Consider the following 18,084-nt stretch of genomic DNA (forward strand, 5'->3'; position numbering starts at 1 on the left):
GCCATGGGTGTATTCGTCGATCATTCGGGCCGGTCCGCGGGACCGTGGTCGCTGCGCCTGCGCGGCGTGGTGATCGCCGCGCTGATAGCGGTGGTGGCGATCGTGGTCACCGGGTATGCGCAGGGCCGCTTCACCGATCGGTTCCGGCTGACCATCGATGCCGTTACCCTCGGCGAGGGGCTGGCGCCGGGCGCGGAGGTGAAGTTCCACGGCTTCGCCATCGGCCGGGTGCGGCACGTGGAGACCGTCGGCTACGGGCATCAGCGCATCGAGCTCGATCTCGACCGCGGGCAGGCCCGCGCGCTCACCGACGCGATCTCGGCGCGGTTCACCTCCTCGAATGTGTTCGGTTCCAGCGCAATCGAATTGGTCCCCACGGGCCAGGGCGCGCCGCTGCCCGAGAACGCCACCCTGCACATCGGCGAGAACGCGCAGAACGCCACCGTCGCCGGGATGTTCCGCCGGGCGGCGCGGCTGACGCAGGTGCTCGACTCCGATACCGTCCGGCACCTGTTCGACCTGCTGATCGACAACAGCGACGCGCTCGGCCCGACCGTGGAGTCGTTCTTCGAGACCGCCCGCATGCTGGCGACCGACCAGCGGGCGCCGCTGGCCCACTATCTCGGCGTCGGCGCCGAGGTCAGCGGCGGCGCCGCCGAGCTGAGCCCGCCGGTGGTCGAGGCGATCCTCGGAATCCTGGACCAGAGCGTGTATTTCGGCGAGGCCGCGAACCGCGCCCGCACCAACCGCTCGCTCGACGGGGTGGACACGGTGCTGCTGCGCGGTGTCGCCGATCTGCTGGAGCGCGGAAATCCGGATCTGGCGCGGATTCTCGGCGGCGTCCTGGACGTCGCGGTGCCCATCGGAGTGTCCCTGGGCACCGTCGCGCCCGCCTACGACCGCGTCCACGGCCTGATCGAGCACATGGGGGAGGCCTTCCCGGTGGTCGACGGGCGGGTGCAGCTGCAACTCGAGGTGATCGTGAAAACCATGCCGTACCTGGTGGATTCGATCGCCGCACCGGGAGCGCGCTGATGCGGAGCGTGGGCGCCGCGAGCGCGAAACTGGTCGTCTTCCTCGTCGTGGTCGTGGTGTGCGCGGTATTCGTCGTCTCCGCGCTGAACACCCCGGTCCCCGACGACCGGGAGGCCTACGAGGCGGTGTTCACCGACGTCTCCGGCCTGTACGAGGGCAATACGGTGCGGCTGTCCGGCGTGGCGGTCGGCACGGTGGAATCGGTGCGCCTGGACGGTGAGCTGGCCCGCGTCCGTTTCACCGTCGACCGGGCCCGCCCGCTCTACGACAACACGCGCGCCGCGGTGCGGTATCAGGATCTGGTCGGACAGCGGTACGTGGAGCTGCTTCCGGATCGGATGCCCGGCCGCAAGGTGGCCCCGGGCGCCACCATCCCGCTCGATCGCACGACGCCCAGTTTCGATGTGTCCAAGCTGTTCAACGGGTTCAAGCCGCTGTTCGAGACCATCGATACCGCGCAGCTCAACCAGTTCGGGCAGAACCTGCTGCGGGTGCTGCGCGGCGACGGCAGCGGTATCGGGCCCGCGCTGGCCGACCTAGACCGGCTCACCAAGTACGCGAAGAACAGCGAGGCGGTGATCGTGCTGCTGATCCGCAACCTGGGCGAGGTATCGGAGGCGATCGGCGGAAAGTCCGCCGCCGTAGGGGATCTCGTGGATCAGCTGAGCGGGATCCTGCGCCAGTTCAGCACCCAGACCGGCGCCATTCTCGATGCGGTGACGCGGGCCAATCGCACCATGGGGCCGCTGATCCCGCTGCTGGAGGAGTTGCGTGACATCTACGACGGCAACTACCAGCCGCTGGACGCGCTGCTGCGGCGGCTGCTGCCGCAGACCGACCAGATCGTGGAGATCCTGTCCCTGATGCCCGCGCTGCTGCAGGGGCTCAACAGCGCGGTGCCGCCGAAGGGGCAGCCGGTCGCGCTGAACTGCTCGTCGGGCCCGGCCCCGATCCCGGGCATCGGTGCGCAGGTGCTCGGCAATCAGAACCTGGTGGTGTGCCGATGATTTCGCTGATACCGAGCGGTGCGCGACTGCGTGACTTCCTGGCCGACCACGGCGTGCAGACCTCCCAATTGCGCTGGGGCATAGCCGGAGTGGTCGTCAGCGTCGTCGCGCTGCTGGCCGCCGCGGTGGTCTACGCGGTGCCGTTCGAGGAGCGGACCTACACCGCCGACTTCCGGACCTCCGGTGCCGCCCGGCCCGGGGACGAGGTGCGGATCGCGGGAATCAAGGTGGGGGAGGTGCGTTCGGTGCGGCTGGCCGGTGATCACGTCGAGATCCGGTTCGGCGTGCAACGTTCGGTGCCGGTGGGCGAGCAGAGTTCGGCCGCGGTCAAGATGCTCACCCCGATCGGCGGACACTATCTCGCGCTGTCGCCCAAGGGAGCGAAGGCGCTGGGCGGCAAGCATATTCCGCCGGAGCGGACCACGACGCCGTTCGAGCTGTCGGACATCATCGAGGCCGCCACCCCGAAGCTCGAGGAGGTGGACGGCGCCACGTTGCGGGCCACTGTCTCCGAGGTGAATCGCGCGCTGGCCGGACAGCCCGATGCCGTCCGCAACATCATCGGCAACTTCACCGGGCTGTCCCAGGTGCTGGCCGATCGCGACCGGGAGCTGAACCAGGCGGTGCAGGTGTCCGACGAGTACATCGGCGCCGTCGCCACCGACCGCGCCGTGCTCGCCGATTTCGTGCGCCAGTTGGGCGTTGTCGGAGTCACCCTGGGGCAGCGCAAGGCCGACGTGGTGCGCACCTTCGATCTGCTGCAGCGGCTGGCCGACGTCCTGCACCGGCCGATCATGGCCTACGGCGACAGCATCGAGCCCGCCGTGACGGAGTTCGAGCAGCTGTTCGACAAGGTGTTCCAGGATCCGGCCAAGATCCAGACCGTCATCGACGGCATCAAGGAGTTCGTCGCCAAGATCTCGGCGATGCTCGGCCCCGACGGCCTGCGCATCGCGCCGCCGCCCGCGCCGGGCGCCGGAGTGGCGATCTGTATTCCCTACCAGGGGAAGGCGTGCTGATGAGGTCGATGGGCAGACGAACGCGCTGGACGGCCCTGATCATGACGGGGCTGGCGCTGGTCATCGTGTTGGGCGTGGGTGCGGCCGCGGCTTTCAACGGCATCGCCCGGCCCTGGCTGGACGAGGTGCATCCGGCGCAGCGAGAACTGTGCGCGGAGCTCGCCGACACCGTCGGCCTGTACGAGGGCAACAGCGTCACCATGCTCGGCGTGGAAATCGGCCGGGTCACCGAGATCCGGCCCGAGGGTGACCGGATGCGGGTGGCCATGAGCATCGACCACTCGGTGCGGCTGCCCGCCGACGCCGAGGCGGTGACCATGTCGAGTTCGATCGTCACCGACCGGCACCTCGAACTCACCAAGCCCTACCGGGGCGGGCCGGCGTTCGATGCGTCGCACTGTATTCCCCTGGAGCGCACCAGAACTCCCATCGGCATCAGCGATGCACTCGACGCCCTGGGCAAGCTGTCGGGCGACCTGCTCGGCCAGCAGGGTACCGCTTCGGCGCCGGGCGGCACCCGTGACACCGTCGTCGAGCAGACGCTCACCGCCGCCGACGCCGCCGTCGCGGGCACCGGGCAGCAGTGGAATGTGCTGCTGCAGAAGATGTCCCAGATCGTCGGGGATCCCGCCGACCGCGACACCACCTTCCGCAAACTGGTCGACAACCTCGACATCCTCACCACCATGTTCGTCAGCAACTGGCCGGATATGCAGGCGGTGCTGGACAATCTGCACGACGGCATCCAGATGATCGACGGCGTCTCCACTCACCTGTCCCGGATGGTGGACCTGGCCGTCGAGCTGCTGCCCGTGATCGTGCGCAATGTCGAGAAGTACGACAAGCGGGCCTACGAGCTGCTGGACCAGTTCCTGCCGCAGGTCAAGGTGTACGCGGGAATGGCGGGCGATATCGCGGACATCCTCATGCACCTCCCGCCGATCGCGGAACGGCTGCCGCGGGTGGATTCGGCCGGGGGTGGTGCGCGATGAGACGACTGCTGCCCCTCCTGCTCATGGTGTGCGCAATGGTGGTGTCCGGGTGCGGGATTCGAGCCACCGACGTGCCGATTCCGGGCACTTACCTGTCCGGGCCGCAGTATCGGATCCGGATCGAATTCGGCTCCGTGCTGAACCTGCCCGATCGGGCGAAGGTGATCTCCGAAGGGGTCGGGGTCGGGGTACTGGACCGCATCGATCTCGTCGGCAGCCTCGCCGTCGCCACCGTCGACCTGCGGTCGGATGTGCAGCTGCCGGTCGGCACCACCGCCGAGCTGCGGCAGAGCACCATTCTGGGCGATATTCACATCGCGCTGGCGGTCCCGAAGGGCGGGGGCGGGCCGTTCCTCGGCGACGGCGACACCATCCCGCTCGCGCACACCCTTCCGGCGGCGAACGTCGAGGACATTCTGCGGGCGCTGTCGAACATCGTCACCGGCGGCCGGTTCGCCGAGGTGCAGGAGCTGGTCCGCACGGTCAACTCGGCCTTCCCGTCCGACCCGGCGGACGTGGACCGCATCGTCGCCGCGGGCAAGGCGGCCCTGCACGATCTGGGCTCGCACACCGACGATCTGGATCGCATCCTGGCGGGTGCGGCGTCGGTCTCGACCACCCTGCAGCAGAACAAGGGCGGCGTGGATCGGACGCTGGAACTGGGGCCCAGCCGGGCGTCGGGCCTGTCCGACGTGCTGCTGGGAGTGGTTCGGCTGCTGCTGGATTCGCGTGGGCTGGCCGATCGGGTGGGCGATCTCGCGCTGCCGCACGTCGGCGATTTCCGCAGCCTGATCGCGATCCTGGCGCCCGCGCTGCGGACCATCTCGACCGCGGACCTCACCGTCGCGCAGAACGTCTCCGCGCTGGACAAGTTGTTGCGGGAGAAGCTGATTCCGTTCTTCAGCGCGCCACCCAACGTCCGCATCCACGATGCCACGCCGCAGGCGATCGCCGACGACGCGGCGGCGCGGTCGGATCAGCTGGTCCGCGTGCTGCACTCGATAGGAATGGTCCGATGAAGCTGTCCGGCCCCCTCTCCATGGTGATGCTGCTGGTGATGACCGTGGCGTGCGCGGCGTACCTGACCGTCGGTGTGCTCGACATCGATCCCCGCCGCGACACCAATTCCGTGACAGTGCTGGTGAAGTCGTCGGGCGGGCTGATGCCGACCTCGCAGGTGGATCTGCGGGGCATGCGGATCGGGCGGGTGCGGCAGATCAGCACCACGCCCGAGGGGCTGGCGGTCCGGCTGGAACTCGATGGGCGCTACCGGGTTCCGGCGGACAGCGAGGTGCGCATCGCGAATCTGTCCGCGGCCGGTGAGCAGTTCCTCGACTTCCGTCCGCAGTCGTCGCAGGGCCCGTACCTGCGTGACGGCAGCGTGATCCCGGCCGGGCAGGTGCGGGTGGCCACCACCGTGAGCGACGCGCTGGCCCGCTTGGACGGCCTCAACAGCCAGATCGATCCGGAAAAGGTTGCCGGGCTGGCGAATACGCTGTCGGCGGGCTTCGAGGGCCGCGACGCCGACCTGCAGAACCTGACCACCGCCCTCACCATGACGGCTCGAATGCTGCACGACAAGCGCGCACAACTGACCCGCCTGTACAGCAATGTGCAGACCCTGGGCGACAACTTCGCGGGGACCGGGCCGGTGTTCAGCACCGGCGCCACCGATGTGGATCAGGCGATACCGGATGTGCTGCACGTGATCCGGGCGTTCGAGGACTATTCCCGGGCCGGGGAGCACGTCTGGGATGCCCCGCTCGGCCCGCTGGTGGACAAGATCGACCAGTACATCGCGCTGCTCGGGCCCGACCTGGCCCACATCGCCACCGCGCTGAAACCCGCCACCAGCGTGATCAAACCCCTGCGCGTGGACGCGGGATCCATAGTCGACCTGCTCTCGGCGATGTTCCCGGGCGGCCCGGCCCGGGTGACCGTCGAAGTGCCGAGATGAGTGAGGAGAAGTCGTTGGCGACTGCGAAAGAGACCACGAAAGCCGAAGAGCAGGAGCAGGATACGGTCGAGGCGAAGGGTGGAGAGCAGGATACGCGGCAGCCTGCCGACGCCGCCGAGACGGGCAAGGTGTCCGGGGCAGCGAGTAGGTCGAGCGGTGATGTGGGGGACTCGTCCGGCGGGAAGCGGCTTTCGGCCGCAGGCGCGAAGGCGTCGCTGTCGGATGCTTCTCGCCGCGTTACCTATCTCTTGGTCGCGCTCGTGATTGTCCTGATCGCCACGGCGGGCGTCCTCGCCTACCAATGGCGCAGCAGCGCAAGCGATCTCAGTACGCTGCGCCAGCAGAACGCCGACCGCGCGCATGCCGCCGAACTGGCCAAGGACTACACCCTGCGCTCGCTCACCTACGACTACAACAATCTGCCCGCGTTCTTCGACGGTGTGCAGCGCGATACCTCCGAGGCGCTGCGCAAGCGCTACGCCGACGTGCACGACACCCTGGCGAAGATCATGACCGAGGCCCACGTGGTCGCGACCGGCCAGGTGGTGGCCACCGCGGTGGAACCCACGGGCAACAACCAGTACACGGTCACGGTCTTCGCCACCCAGCGCACCCAGAACATCCAGCAGCCCGAGCCCGCGACGACGCCGAACCTGCTGTCGGTGACCGTCGCCGGGACCGGAAACTCCTGGCAGGTCACCGATTACGGGCCCAAGTGATGCCGCGCCCGCCAGGCGGCGTCGAGGGCGCCGAGTTCGGTGGCGGGCGGATCGCCGTACACCCATTCGCGGGCGATGCGGTGCCAGTTCGCGGTGGCGCCGAGCTGGCCCAGCATTCCGAAGGTGTAGAAATCGGCCCGTCGCGAGAAGAAATGCTCCGGCGGCAGATCCTCGCGCCGCATGCGGTCGAAGTCCCGCGAGCGGGGATCGGCGACGACCATGAAGGCGCCGCCGGCGATCTCGGTCGTCATGGTCAGCCGCTCGTCGTCGAACGTCCACGGTGAGGCGTCGTAGACGTATTCGAGAAGTTCGGCGGCCGTGACCACGGAGCCGGCGCGCAGGGCACCGGATCGGCACATCACGTCGCGCAGCGCCTCCGCCCGGCCCTCCATCGCCGCGCGCAGGCCCTCGCGCTCCAATTCCACCGCGTCCCGGCGCATCCGCTTGAACAGCCCGAAGTCGAGGAATGCCACCCGGCCGTCCGGGGTGAGCAGCACATTGCCCGGATGCGGGTCCCCGTTGAACCGGAGGTCGCGAAACAGCGCGCCGATATAGAAGCGAAAGACGATCTCACCGACCCGGTCGCGCACGGCCGCCGGTTGCGAGCACACGTCGTCGAACCGCGCACCGTCGACGTACTCGGTGACGAGCACCCGCGGACCGCACAGCTCGGACACGGTGTCGGGCACCATGATCGCGGGGTGCCCGGCGTAGAAGCGGGACAGTTCCTGCTGGGTGGCGGCCTCGTGCAGATAGTCGAGCTCCTCCTCCAGATGCAGGCGCAGCTCGTCCATGAACGCGTCGGCGCTGAATCCGGGAAAGACCGGCTTGGACATCTTCAGCAGCAGCGCAAGGTTTTTCAGGTCCGCCCGGACCGCTCTCGCGATACCCGCGTACTGCACCTTCACCGCGACCGCACGGCCGTCGGGCAGGCGCGCCCGGTATACCTGGCCGATCGACGCCGCGGCCACGGGTTCGGTGTCGAATTCGGCGAACGCGTCGCCGAGCGGCCGCCCGAGGTCTTCCTCGAGGACCGGTCGCATCCGCTCGAACGACACGCTGGGCGCCCGATCCCGCAGGGCGGCGAACCTGGTCCGGAAGCGCTCCCGATGGCTGCGGGGGATCATCTCGATATCGATGACGGACAGCATCTGGCCGACCTTCATCGCCGCGCCCTTCATGCTGCCGAGAATTCCGACGAGTTCGTCCACGCCGCGCAGCAGGGCCGCATCGGCCGCCTGTCGGTCCGCCTCGCCGCCGTTGGCGAATCGGTCGAACCGCAGCCGTGCGTTGCGAACCGCCTGCTGGGCAGCGAATTTGCCCAGCTTCCCGCTGCGCGCCAACCGGGAGGTGGGCATATCGACCATGGCGCGATCGTAACGGCTACTCGGCGCCCAGGCCGTGGCGCAACAGGTCCGCCAGCCCGGTCACGAAGTCGTCGCCGGAGAGCTCGTCGGGCTCGGACAGCGCGCCGAGCGCGGTGGCGAAGATCAGCGACATCACCGATCGCCCGACGACCGCGCTGTCGAGATCCGGACGCAGATATCCGGCCCGGATGCCGTCGTCGAGCCGCGTCCGCGAAAGCAGCGCCATATTCTCGAGAATCTTGTCGAGCCGATCGATGAGCTGCTGGTCGATGGCGGGCGCCTCGAACAGGACGAACCGCACCAGGCCCGGATCCTCGGTCAGCGCCGTATGCAGTCGTTGCGCGATACCCGTTGCGGCGGTGAGGAATTCCTCCATCGTCCGGGCGGGCGCGCCGTCGCCGCCGATGACGCGGTCGTAGATCGCGTCGAACCGGGTGTCGATGACCGCGTCCAGGATGTCGCGGCGGTTGTCGAAGTAGTTGTAGAACGTCCCGTGGCTGACGCCGAGCTCGGCCGCGATATCGGCGACGGTGACCTCGTGGTAGCCGCGCTCGAAGATGAGCCGGGATGCCGTGTCGATCAGTTCGGTGCGGCGCTGTTCGGTGCGCGCAGTCGTGGCCTTGGCCGGGATCTCGGCCGGTTTCACGGGGCCGTCCCGTTCCGCAGGGCCCGTTCCAGCAGGTCGCTGACCGCGGCCGCGTGCCGGGCGCGCAGCGACGGCGTCATGCGCGCGTAGAACATATCGGTGAAGCCCGGCAGCACCAGGCTGATCAGCAGGTGGCCGTAGACGCGGGCCGGCACGCCGGATCGTATGCGCCCGTTGTCGATTCCGGCGGCGAGCGCCTCGGCGATCCGCGAGGCCAGCATCTGCTCGAGGCCCACCACACGCTGCTGGAGTTCCGGGTCGGCGGCACTGGCCTCGACGGCGAGCAGCTTGAGCAGACGCGGATCCTGATCGGCCAGTTCGGTGAGGGCGTCGGCCAGGTTGCGGATGCGATCCGACAGCTCGGCGAACGAATCCACCGGTGCGGCAAGCTTTTCCAGATCCAGGGCGGTGAATCCCCGCTGGGCCGACCAGTCGAAGACCTCCCGCAGAATCTCGACCTTGCTGTCGAAGTAGCGGTACACGGTGCCCTGACCGACCCCGGCGTGGCGGGCGATCTCCGATACCGTCGTCGCGCGATACCCCTGCTCGGTGAACACCTCGTAGGCGGCCTGGACTATCTGCTCGCGCCGCTGCTCGGCCAGACCCTCCTGTTTGGGGCGCCCGCGGGGCCTCCGGGTCGGGGTGGTCATAGCCGCCTTTCGGGAATTCGATTGTCTGCTGGCACGACTCGGTCGAGTGTATGGCACCGCGCGAGAACAATCGGCCGATGGCCCGGGCCTCCCCGGCGCTCCGCCAGATTACGACTGATACATCAGTCGACTATATAACACGGTCACCCCGCGCGGAGCCTCTCCAGCAACGGACCCGCAGCCTTGGTGAGGAATTCCTCCTGCCGCTCGTCGCCGACCTGAACGATGGTGACATCGGTGCATCCGGCCTGCTGGAACGGGCGGATGGCCTGCACCATCGCATCGAGGTCCGGCCCGCAGGGGATGCTGTCCGCGACATCCTGGGCCCGGACGAACTGGCTCGCGTCCGCGAATCCGGCGGGCGTCGTCACCGTGCTGTTGACCGCCCAGCCACCTGCGAACCAGCGGAACTGGTCGTGGGCGCGGTCGATCGCGCTGTCGCGGTGGGTGTCCCAGGAGACCGGCACCTGGCAGGTGACCCGGCTTCGGGTGCTGTCGCCGAGCACCAGGGACCGGGTTCGATGCCACTGTTCGATCAGCTCCGAATCCGGTGCGGTGAGCACCATTTCGTCGGCCAGCGGCGCGAAGCGGTCCACCGAGCGGGATCCGGATACCGCGACCGCGATCGGGACCGGCGTCTCCGGCAGATCCCACAGCCGCGCGGCGTCGGCGCGGTACCAGCGGCCGTGGCGGGTGACGGTGTTGCCGCTGTGCAACTCTCGGATCAGCTGCACCGCCTCGCGCAGGCGCTCCTGACGTTCGGCCACGCTCGGCCAGCCGACCCCGATCACGTGCTCGTTGAGGTTCTCCCCGCTGCCCAGGCCCAGGGTGAACCGGCCGTCGGAGAGAATCTGCATGGTCGCGGCCTTCTGCGCTACGACCGCCGGGTGGTATCGCATGGTCGGGCAGGTCACGTACGTCATCAGGTCCATGCGCCGGGTGACGGCCGCGACCGCGCCCAGCACCGACCACGCATACGGTGAATGTCCCTGCGACGCCAGCCAGGGCGAGTAATGGTCGCTGATCGTGGCGAAGTCGAACCCGACCTCCTCGGCGGCCTGTGCGTACCGCACCAGTTCCTTCGGCCCGCTCTGCTCGGTCATCAAGGTGTATCCGAACCGCGTCACAACGCACCTCCGCTCTCGAGACTGCCAGTGGTACTGGCGTGCTACCCGATCGAGAGCGGGTGAATCGGGAGCTACGACCCGGCGCCGAACACCTCGTCGATGGAGACTGCGTCGATGGCGCGGTCGAGCCAGGTGTTGAGTAGTTGGAGGTCGTCGCAGCCGATGATGCGGTCCCGGGCGCTGTCGGGTACCGGAATGTGCCGATGATCGAGGATGCGCAGGATGCTGCCCGCGATACCTTCGACGCGGCCCTCGTCGCGCAGCATCTGCGAACTCGCCGAGCGGAAGAACGACAGGTCGGTCATCAACTGCCTCCAGATCTGGGCGGCCGGGGTGGTGCCCAGGCCGAGTTCGGTGAGTTCGGCGAGGATGGCTCGGTCCTCCTCGTCGGTGACCTGCTTCAGCGCGGTGGCCAGCGCCTTCAGTATGTCACCGATGCACGGTTCCTTGGCGTGCGCGACGGCGGAGAGTGCGGCCAAGGGGATATCGTCGGCGGCGGTCTCCGTATCGGTGACCACCGGCAGGTTGTGCGGGCCGAGCACCATGGGCTGCACGGTGAGGCTGGGCCACATCGGCAGGCCGATGATCGGCGGCCGGGCGGCCCAGAGCGCGGTCACCTTGTCGTGACAGACGACCAGCAAGATGACGGGCAGCCGGTATTTGCTGTGGGCATGGGCGAGGTAGTACGCCCACGCCGCGGGCTTGTCCGGATCGTCGCGGCTCTGCGCCTCGACGAGCAGCAGGAACGCGCCGTCGGCGGTCTCGATGCGGAGCAGCGTGTCCACCCGGCGTTCGAGAGGTTCGATCTCGGTGAGGTCGGTGGGCATGAGATCGACTGCCACGGGATCGGGGAGTGGCAGGTCCATGACGCGGAACGCGCGGGCGAAGATACCCGGGTCGTGTCGGAAGATGCGGTGCATCGCCTCGTGTCGGGAGCTGACCATGCGGACGAGGATAGCTCGAGATTCGAAAATATGTTCGATTGCACCGGTAGTAATCTCGAGGGCGAGAATCTGCGGAGAGGGGCGGCAGTGAGTACGCAGGACGGCACGATGACGGCGTGGCGGGTGCTGCGCCCCGGCCCGATCGACGGGCGGCCGATGGATCGGGTGCGCGCGCCGATCCGGCGGCCGCGCGCGGGTGAGCTGCTGGTGCGGGTGCTGGCGTGCGGGGTGTGCCGCACGGATCTGCATGTGGCAGAGGGGGATCTGCCCGTACATCGGACGGGAGTGGTGCCCGGGCACGAGGTGGTCGGCGAGGTCGTGGAGCTCGGGCCGGGCGAGGGGGAGTGGTTCGCGATCGGTGACCGGGTGGGCATCGCATGGCTGCGGCACACCTGTGGCGAGTGCAAGTTCTGCCGCCGCGGCGCGGAGAACCTGTGCCCCGGCTCCCGCTACACCGGCTGGGACGCCGACGGCGGATACGCCGAATTCGCCACCGTGCCAGCCGATTACGCGCATCCGCTGCCACCCGGCTACGCGGATGCCGAACTGGCTCCGCTGCTGTGCGCGGGAATCATCGGCTATCGGGCGCTGCAGCGGGCCGCGCTGCCGCCCGGCGGACGGCTGGGCATCTACGGATTCGGCGGCAGCGCGCATCTCGCCGCGCAGGTGGCCCTCGCCCGGGGCGCCGAGGTGCATGTCATGACGCGCGACCCGAAGGCGCGGGAGCTGGCCCTCGAGCTGGGCGCCGCCTCCGCGCAGGGCGCCGCCGACGCGCCACCCGTGGCGCTGGATTCGGCGATCCTGTTCGCTCCGGTCGGCGATCTCGTCCCGCCCGCGCTCGAGGCGCTCGACCGGGGCGGCGTGCTGGCCATCGCGGGTATCCATCTCACCGACGTTCCCGCGCTGAACTATCAGCGGCAGCTGTTCCAGGAGCGCGAGATTCGCTCGGTCACCGCCAACACGCGAGCGGATGCCCGCGAATTCCTGGCGTTCGCGGCGGAGCATCGTCTCGATGTCACCGTGCAGCCATATCCGCTGGCCGCGGCCGACCGGGCGCTGACCGATCTGGCGCACGGGAAGTTTGCGGGCGCCGCGGTCCTGATCCCCTGACACGCCGCAGACACGCCGAGTTTTCCACTCCGAGTTCGCGATTCGAGTCCATTATTCCGGGTTCTGCTGCTTTGCTGTGAAATAAGTGGCGAAAGGAACCGGAGGCTTGGACGATGCATCGGGTAACACAGCAGCAACACATCCGCGCCGCGCGGCCGTGGTTGTTCACGGCGCTGGCTGTGGGGGTCGTGGTCGCGGCCGCGATGTGGGTATCCAGACCTGAGCCCGCCGTCTGCCGAACCTCGCCCGGGGCGGCGGCGCCGCCCGCGCCGCCGGCGCCGCTGCCGAGTATCACCGTGCCGCAGCTGATTACGCCCGTCGAGCAGCGCGATCCGGCACAGCCCGGCGAGGCGCGCTACTACGCGTTCAACCAGGGCGTGGCCTGCTCGTTCCCGGAGCTGCCGCTCGACGGCTTCTATATCGGCGTGCCGACCGGCGAGTACGCGGGGAGCGCGGCGTGCGGCACCCTGGTCGAGCTCGAGGGGCCGCTCGGGTCCGTGCGCGCCCAGATCGTCGACCGCTGTCCGGGATGTGCTCCGGGACAGTACGACCTGAGCACCGCGGCCTTCACCCGGATCGCCGATCAGAGCGCCGGGGTCGCGCAGATCCAGATGCGCCGGGTGCGCAACCCGGTCCCGATTCCCGAGCTGATTTACCGGGTCAAGGACGGCTCGTCGGCGCACTGGCTGGGGCTGCTGTTCGGCAATGCCGGAAACCCGTTGAGCCGCGTGGAAATTCGCCCCGACGCGGGCGGTCCCGGTGTCACGCTGACCCGCGGCATGGACAACTACTGGTCGACCTCCGGCGCGGGCCCCGGCCCGTTCACCGCCCTGGTGACCGATGTCGAGGGGCACCAGGTCCGTATTCCGGGGATCGGTGTGAAACCGGGGGAGATGCGGCACACCGGCGCGGGCCTCTACGACATACCCGCACCCCCACCGCCTCCCGCCGCCCCGCCCGCCCCGGTTCCGATGGCGACGACGACCACCCTCGATGCCTGCTCCTGACGCCGCGGCACCGGGCGACGTGCCGCGCTGTGGCATCATGTAGTGAAACGTGTTCTACTTTGCTCCGCCAGGAGGCATTCGATGGTGAACCCGGACCTGGTATCGGTGGACGGCGGACGGGCCGCGGGCGGGCCGCGGCGGCCGAAACGTCGCTTCGGGCGGCGCGTCTCACGGGTGACCGAGGTGCCCGCGGGCCGGATGGTGGAGCTGCCCGGGCGCGGTACCACCTATCTGGTGGATATCCCCGGGCCGATGGATGCGCCGACGGTATTCCTCCTGCACGGCGTGGTCACCACGGCCATGCTCAACTGGTTCCCGGCGCTCGAGGAGCTGTCGCAGCACTACCGGGTGGTGCTCTACGATCAGCGCTGGCACGGACACGGAATCCGCTCGCCCCAATGGAAATTGGATGATCTGGCCGACGATGTGGTAGCGGTCGCCGATCTGCTCGGAGTCGAGAAGCCGATCCTGGCAGGGTATTCCATGGGCGGCGTCGTGGCTCAGCTTGCGGCGCACCGGAATCCGGACCGATTCGGTGGAATCGTGCTGTGCGCCACCACCTATCGATTCCAGGAGAAGTGGCGCGAGCGGGCGTTCCACCGCGCCATGGGGACGATGATGGGTGGGCTGTCGCAGACGGTGACGCGGCGCGTCGCGCTGGCCGCACGGCGACTACCGGAAGTCCCGCTGAGCACTTGGGATACCGGCCGCATGGATCGGTGGGCGATGGCCGAGCTGCGCAGCACCAGCGGCTGGGCCATCGCACAGGCCATCGCGGAGCTCGGCCGTTTCGATTCGTCGGCCTGGTTGCCGAGTGTGCAGGTGCCCGCGGCCGTCGTCATCACGACCCACGATCGCGCGCTGCCGGTGTATCGGCAGCTGGAGATGGCGAAACTCATTCCGGGAGCGGAGATCTTCCTGGCCCGCGCCGGGCATGCGGCATGCGCGCTCGAGGCGGACGTCTTCGTCCCGGTTCTCCTCGACGCCTGCGCGGCGGTGGCCGCCCGGCAGTAGCTTCCGGACAGAAGGTCACAGACTGTCGGGTTCGTTGCCTTGAAGTTGCTGCCGGATAACGAAATTCACCGGCGGCCGTCGGCGTGCGGCAATTGGGTATCCCTCCAGCAGACTTCATTGCCGCTACCGGATCCCCTCCTTACCTTGGGTCACATGGCGGGCCGAAGACAATAGTCTCTGACAACAGTCAGTACGGCCTCTCACAACGGCGTGAGCAGGTGAGGAAAATGAGCGACCGGAAGGTGTTGCTGTCTGGAAAGTGGCGTATCGCTTGGATATTCGCTGCATTACTACTACTGATGGGCGTGGTGTATCCCGCACCGCAGGCGAGCGCGCAATGGTGCGCGGATGTGGATCTGGTGGTGGCCAGGGGAACCGGGGAACCGGGTTACCTCGGCGCCGGACTCGGTGATCCGCTCTACGACGCGGTATGGGACCGGCTGCCGGTGAGCGTCAGCGCCTATCCCGTGAACTATCCGGCGGATCTGACCGATGTGTTCTCGGTGGGTAAGGGGAGCGCGGATCTCGTTGCGCATCTTGCCCATCAGTCCGCGGTCTGCCCCGACCAGCGGTTCATTCTGGCGGGATATTCACAGGGCGCGGCTGTCGTACACACGGCCCTGGGCACCGGGATCACCAACGGTATTCCCGGAGCGGTCCGACTGGACGGCAATCTCGGTTCCCGGGTGTCGTCGGTACTGCTGTTCGGCGACCCGCTGCGGTTGATCGGCTGGGTCGTGCCCGAGCCGTACCTGTGGCGGACCGCGAACTACTGCGCCGACGGTGACCCCGTCTGCGGCGGTGGGCTGAACCCGGGCGCGCACAACGTGTACGCCGGATTCACCGGCACCGCCGCCGACTTCGCTGCCTCCCGGCTGTAGGCCACGGTCAGCGACGTTCGATCCGGCCCGGCGGAGGCTCGACCGCACCACGAGTCCGCAGATAGGACTCGAGGGCGTCGAGATCCGTCGGGCCGACCGCTGCCCGGGTGCCGCGGGTGAACATGCTGAATCCGTCGCCTCCGGAGGCGAGGAAATTGTTGGTCGAAACATGGTAGGCGGCAACCGGATTCAGCGGCTGCCCGCCGATCCGCACCGTATCGGTGGCGACCTTGCGGCCCGCGGGTGCGGAATCGGAGTAGGCGTAGGTGATCCCGGCGACCGAGAGCACCCCGGGCTTGTCGGCGTTGTTCCACTGCTGCTCCAGCAGTTCCAGGATTTGCTGACCGGTCAGCTGCACCGTGACGATCTGATTGCCGAACGGCTGCACGGTGTAGGCCTGCTCGTAGGTGATGGCGCCGCCGCCCAGATCGGCCCGGACGCCACCGGGATTCATGAACGCGGCGACGGCCTGATTCGGCGCCATGGCCGTCAGCATGGCGTCGGCGATGAGGTCGCCGAGCGGGGAGTCGCCGGGCGGCGCGGGTTCGCTGGGCAGCGGCGCGGTGGCGGTGCCGATGACCCGCTCGGCGCGCGGCCGGGCCTGGGCGGCAAAGAAATCGACGAGCCGCGCGGTCTCCGGATCGGGTGTGATGTCGCGGGTGACGACGCGGTTGGTGGCGGTGGCGTCGATGGTTCCGTCGTGGAAACGCAGGGCGATATCGGTGATGAGCCTGCCGTTGGAGGCGGCCTGGGTGACGACCTTGCCGCCGATGGTGCAGTTGTAGGCCTGGTGGCTGTGGCCGGTGATCAGGACGCGCACGGCCGGATCGGTGCGTTCGGCGAGGGCGGTGACGCCGGGGGTGATGTCGGCGCACCCGTTGTAGTCCAGTGGCGCGCCGTGGGTTCGCTGCGCGCCGCCGTCGTGCACCAGCGCCACAACGGCTTCCGCGCCCGCGGCCCGCAGCTGCGGAACCTGCTTGTTGACGGCGTCGATCGGATCGCCGAACGTGTACCCCCGAATCCCCTCGGGCATCACGATATTCGCGGTATCGGAGGTGACGGCGCCGACCACGCCGATCTTGTGGCCGCCCACCTCGAGCATGGTCGACGGCCGCAGGCCGGGCGGGAGCTGACCGTTGGCGTCGGTGACGTTGGCGGCCAGGTACGGGAACTTCGCCCCGGCGAAGGGTGCTCCCGGCGAACACCCGTCCCAGGCGCACCCGCCCTGCTGCAGGCGCGCCAATTCCAGTACGCCGTCGTCGAACTCGTGGTTTCCGACGGAAGAGGCCGCCGTGCCGACCGAATTGAGGAAGGCGATGGTGGGCTCGTCGTGGAACAGCGCCGACATCAGCGGGCTGGCGCCGACATTGTCGCCGGCGGCGAGGACGGCGCTGTCCGGATATGCCGCCTGCAGCCGGGCGAGATGTGCGGCCAGGTAGGCGGCGCCGCCCGCGGGGTAACTCGCGATATGGCCGTTGCTTCCGGCCGGCGGCTGCAGGTTGCCGTGCAGGTCGTTGAGGCCGAACAGATGCACCTCGCCCGGCTGCGCCCGCGGCAGGCTGTTCGTCGACACGAGCGGCACCGCGGAATTTCCCGAGACGGGCGGCGATGGCTTCTCGCCGGATTCACCGCACCCGGCCACTACGAGCGTCGCGAGTGCGGTCGCGAGTAACGCACCGACGCGATGACGAGCCTTCATAGGACGACTTTGGCAGACGTCGCTGGACGATGCACGACCGGCGGGTGAATTCGCAGCTGTCGCACTCGGCCGCTAACGCCGGCGCTCGGGTGGTCGGAATCGGGTCAGCTACCGGGCAATTGGGATACCGTGACGAACCGATAGCCCTGTGCGCGCAACTCGCTCGCGATCCGCGGAATCGCGGCGAGCGACGCGGAGTGGTGCATCGCATGCAGCAGAATGATGGATCCGGGCCGCACCGCACCGAGCGTGTCGGCGACGATGCGGTCGGTGTCGGCGCCACCGCGCGAATCCGGCTCGACATCCCACATCACCGTGGCCCGATCGTGGTCGGCCAGATACTTCGGCAGCGCGAAGAGCTTCTTGCCGTGCGGCGGACGGAAGGTGATGGGGCCGCCGTAGCCGGTGCTCCGGATCTCGGCGTCGGTGCGTTCGACCTCCTCGCGCACGGTGCCGGGCGTGACGAAGACCAGGCGGCGATGGGTGTAGCTGTGGTTGCCGATCTCGTGTCCCGCCGCGGCGACGGCGGCGCCGTACTCCGGCCGGGCGGCGAGCTGCTCGCCGACGAGGTAAAAGGTGGCGGGAATCCCGGCGTCGGCCAGCGCCCGGAGGATCTCCGGCGTCCGCTCGGTCGGCCCGTCGTCGAGGGTGAGCGCGACCACCTTGTCGGTGGTATCCGCTCGCTGCACCAAGCGTCCCGCCACCTGGTATGTGCGCGAATTCATCAGGAAGTACAGGCCGGTCCACGTCGTCACCAGAATCACGAGGACCAGTGCGCCGATGATCAGGAACCTCCGCCTCATCCGCGAAATTTAGCACCGGGGGTGGGCGGAGCTACCGGTACCGTCACGTAGCAGCGGAGGCGGGCAGCAGATTCCGGGCGACGCGAACGCTGTGTAGCTGGATCGGT

General features: G+C 68.6%; 18 protein-coding genes. 11 read left to right on the forward strand and 7 right to left on the reverse strand.

Features of this window, described 5'->3' with window-relative positions; genetic code table 11:
* The first annotated feature begins 3 nt into the window (after window positions 1–3).
* Genes NM1_RS20105 through NM1_RS20135 form a run of 7 tightly spaced genes read left to right on the forward strand, consistent with a single transcriptional unit; the run spans window position 4 to window position 6,729 of the window.
* Entirely contained in the window at window positions 4–1,035 is a 1,032-nt protein-coding gene (locus NM1_RS20105; protein ID WP_068021814.1) for an MlaD family protein, read from the forward strand.
* Window positions 1,035–2,042, forward strand: coding sequence for an MCE family protein (locus NM1_RS20110; RefSeq protein ID WP_068021818.1), 1,008 nt, complete (start codon window positions 1,035–1,037; stop codon window positions 2,040–2,042). The genes NM1_RS20105 and NM1_RS20110 overlap by 1 nt, the downstream gene beginning before the upstream one ends.
* On the forward strand, window positions 2,039–3,061 hold the full coding sequence (locus NM1_RS20115) for an MCE family protein (RefSeq protein WP_084519836.1): 1,023 nt from the start codon (window positions 2,039–2,041) through the stop codon (window positions 3,059–3,061). Before NM1_RS20110 ends, NM1_RS20115 begins: the two co-directional genes overlap by 4 nt.
* A gap of 8 nt (window positions 3,062–3,069) precedes the next feature.
* Window positions 3,070–4,053 carry an MCE family protein gene (locus NM1_RS20120; RefSeq protein ID WP_169814296.1) on the forward strand — a complete coding sequence of 328 codons (984 nt, stop codon included), beginning with the start codon at window positions 3,070–3,072 and terminating at the stop codon, window positions 4,051–4,053.
* On the forward strand, window positions 4,050–5,072 hold the full coding sequence (locus tag NM1_RS20125) for an MlaD family protein (protein WP_068021830.1): 1,023 nt from the start codon (window positions 4,050–4,052) through the stop codon (window positions 5,070–5,072). The genes NM1_RS20120 and NM1_RS20125 overlap by 4 nt, the downstream gene beginning before the upstream one ends.
* Complete coding sequence (locus NM1_RS20130) at window positions 5,069–6,010, forward strand: MlaD family protein (RefSeq protein WP_068021833.1); 942 nt, start codon at window positions 5,069–5,071, stop codon at window positions 6,008–6,010. Before NM1_RS20125 ends, NM1_RS20130 begins: the two co-directional genes overlap by 4 nt.
* Window positions 6,011–6,024: 14 nt before the next feature.
* Entirely contained in the window at window positions 6,025–6,729 is a 705-nt protein-coding gene (locus tag NM1_RS20135) for an Rv1363c family protein (RefSeq protein WP_147288815.1), read from the forward strand.
* Here NM1_RS20135 and NM1_RS20140 read toward each other — a convergent pair.
* The 5 genes from NM1_RS20140 to NM1_RS20160 form a co-directional block, all read right to left on the reverse strand.
* On the reverse strand, window positions 6,714–8,096 hold the full coding sequence (locus NM1_RS20140; protein ID WP_068021841.1) for an ABC1 kinase family protein: 1,383 nt from the start codon (window positions 8,094–8,096) through the stop codon (window positions 6,714–6,716). The two genes, NM1_RS20135 and NM1_RS20140, sit on opposite strands and share 16 nt — an antisense overlap.
* Window positions 8,097–8,112: 16 nt before the next feature.
* The gene (locus tag NM1_RS43065) at window positions 8,113–8,742 is read right to left on the reverse strand and encodes a TetR/AcrR family transcriptional regulator (protein ID WP_068021842.1); all 630 of its coding nucleotides are present in this window, start codon (window positions 8,740–8,742) and stop codon (window positions 8,113–8,115) included.
* Window positions 8,739–9,392, reverse strand: coding sequence for a TetR/AcrR family transcriptional regulator (locus NM1_RS20150; protein ID WP_068021845.1), 654 nt, complete (start codon window positions 9,390–9,392; stop codon window positions 8,739–8,741). Before NM1_RS20150 ends, NM1_RS43065 begins: the two co-directional genes overlap by 4 nt.
* 143 nt (window positions 9,393–9,535) lie before the next feature.
* Window positions 9,536–10,519 carry a TIGR03557 family F420-dependent LLM class oxidoreductase gene (locus NM1_RS20155; protein ID WP_068021849.1) on the reverse strand — a complete coding sequence of 328 codons (984 nt, stop codon included), beginning with the start codon at window positions 10,517–10,519 and terminating at the stop codon, window positions 9,536–9,538.
* Between the two features lie 71 nt (window positions 10,520–10,590).
* A complete protein-coding gene (locus NM1_RS20160; protein WP_068021852.1) occupies window positions 10,591–11,463 on the reverse strand; it encodes an RpnC/YadD family protein in 873 nt (290 codons plus the stop codon).
* Window positions 11,464–11,571: 108 nt separating this feature from the next.
* Between NM1_RS20160 and NM1_RS20165 the strand changes: the two genes are divergently transcribed.
* The 4 genes from NM1_RS20165 (at window position 11,572) to NM1_RS20180 (ending at window position 15,475) form a co-directional block, all read left to right on the forward strand.
* Window positions 11,572–12,573: a zinc-binding alcohol dehydrogenase family protein gene (locus tag NM1_RS20165; protein WP_068022130.1), complete on the forward strand. Its 1,002-nt coding sequence runs from the start codon at window positions 11,572–11,574 to the stop codon at window positions 12,571–12,573.
* 113 nt (window positions 12,574–12,686) lie between these two features.
* Window positions 12,687–13,580, forward strand: coding sequence for an expansin EXLX1 family cellulose-binding protein (locus tag NM1_RS20170; RefSeq protein WP_068021855.1), 894 nt, complete (start codon window positions 12,687–12,689; stop codon window positions 13,578–13,580).
* A gap of 81 nt (window positions 13,581–13,661) precedes the next feature.
* Entirely contained in the window at window positions 13,662–14,594 is a 933-nt protein-coding gene (locus tag NM1_RS20175; RefSeq protein ID WP_084519821.1) for an alpha/beta fold hydrolase, read from the forward strand.
* A 227-nt stretch (window positions 14,595–14,821) separates the two neighbouring features.
* Complete coding sequence (locus NM1_RS20180; protein WP_068021857.1) at window positions 14,822–15,475, forward strand: cutinase family protein; 654 nt, start codon at window positions 14,822–14,824, stop codon at window positions 15,473–15,475.
* Window positions 15,476–15,482: 7 nt separating this feature from the next.
* Here the strand turns inward: NM1_RS20180 and NM1_RS20185 are convergent, their stop codons facing one another.
* Window positions 15,483–17,048, reverse strand: a complete 1,566-nt coding sequence (locus NM1_RS20185) for a bifunctional metallophosphatase/5'-nucleotidase (RefSeq protein ID WP_246010739.1) — start codon at window positions 17,046–17,048, stop codon at window positions 15,483–15,485.
* Window positions 17,049–17,278: 230 nt separating this feature from the next.
* Window positions 17,279–17,977 (reverse strand): polysaccharide deacetylase family protein, encoded by a 699-nt coding sequence (locus NM1_RS20190; RefSeq protein ID WP_068021864.1) that lies wholly within the window; start codon window positions 17,975–17,977, stop codon window positions 17,279–17,281.
* Window positions 17,978–18,084 lie beyond the last annotated feature (107 nt).

Origin of the sequence: Nocardia mexicana NBRC 108244, assembly GCF_001613165.1 — a bacterium.
Taxonomy (GTDB): Bacteria; Actinomycetota; Actinomycetes; order Mycobacteriales; family Mycobacteriaceae; genus Nocardia; species Nocardia mexicana.

Bases quoted from the DNA above. Each gene is read 5' to 3' on its own strand.
- NM1_RS20105 (WP_068021814.1), top strand. From the start codon at position 4: ATGGGTGTATTCGTCGATCATTCGGGCCGGTCCGCGGGACCGTGGTCG.
- NM1_RS20110 (WP_068021818.1), top strand. From the start codon at position 1,035: ATGCGGAGCGTGGGCGCCGCGAGCGCGAAACTGGTCGTCTTCCTCGTC.
- NM1_RS20115 (WP_084519836.1), top strand. From the start codon at position 2,039: ATGATTTCGCTGATACCGAGCGGTGCGCGACTGCGTGACTTCCTGGCC.
- NM1_RS20120 (WP_169814296.1), top strand. From the start codon at position 3,070: ATGGGCAGACGAACGCGCTGGACGGCCCTGATCATGACGGGGCTGGCG.
- NM1_RS20125 (WP_068021830.1), top strand. From the start codon at position 4,050: ATGAGACGACTGCTGCCCCTCCTGCTCATGGTGTGCGCAATGGTGGTG.
- NM1_RS20130 (WP_068021833.1), top strand. From the start codon at position 5,069: ATGAAGCTGTCCGGCCCCCTCTCCATGGTGATGCTGCTGGTGATGACC.
- NM1_RS20140 (WP_068021841.1), bottom strand. From the start codon at position 8,096: ATGGTCGATATGCCCACCTCCCGGTTGGCGCGCAGCGGGAAGCTGGGC.
- NM1_RS20150 (WP_068021845.1), bottom strand. From the start codon at position 9,392: ATGACCACCCCGACCCGGAGGCCCCGCGGGCGCCCCAAACAGGAGGGT.
- NM1_RS20160 (WP_068021852.1), bottom strand. From the start codon at position 11,463: ATGGTCAGCTCCCGACACGAGGCGATGCACCGCATCTTCCGACACGAC.
- NM1_RS20165 (WP_068022130.1), top strand. From the start codon at position 11,572: ATGACGGCGTGGCGGGTGCTGCGCCCCGGCCCGATCGACGGGCGGCCG.
- NM1_RS20170 (WP_068021855.1), top strand. From the start codon at position 12,687: ATGCATCGGGTAACACAGCAGCAACACATCCGCGCCGCGCGGCCGTGG.
- NM1_RS20175 (WP_084519821.1), top strand. From the start codon at position 13,662: ATGGTGAACCCGGACCTGGTATCGGTGGACGGCGGACGGGCCGCGGGC.
- NM1_RS20180 (WP_068021857.1), top strand. From the start codon at position 14,822: ATGAGCGACCGGAAGGTGTTGCTGTCTGGAAAGTGGCGTATCGCTTGG.
- NM1_RS20190 (WP_068021864.1), bottom strand. From the start codon at position 17,977: ATGAGGCGGAGGTTCCTGATCATCGGCGCACTGGTCCTCGTGATTCTG.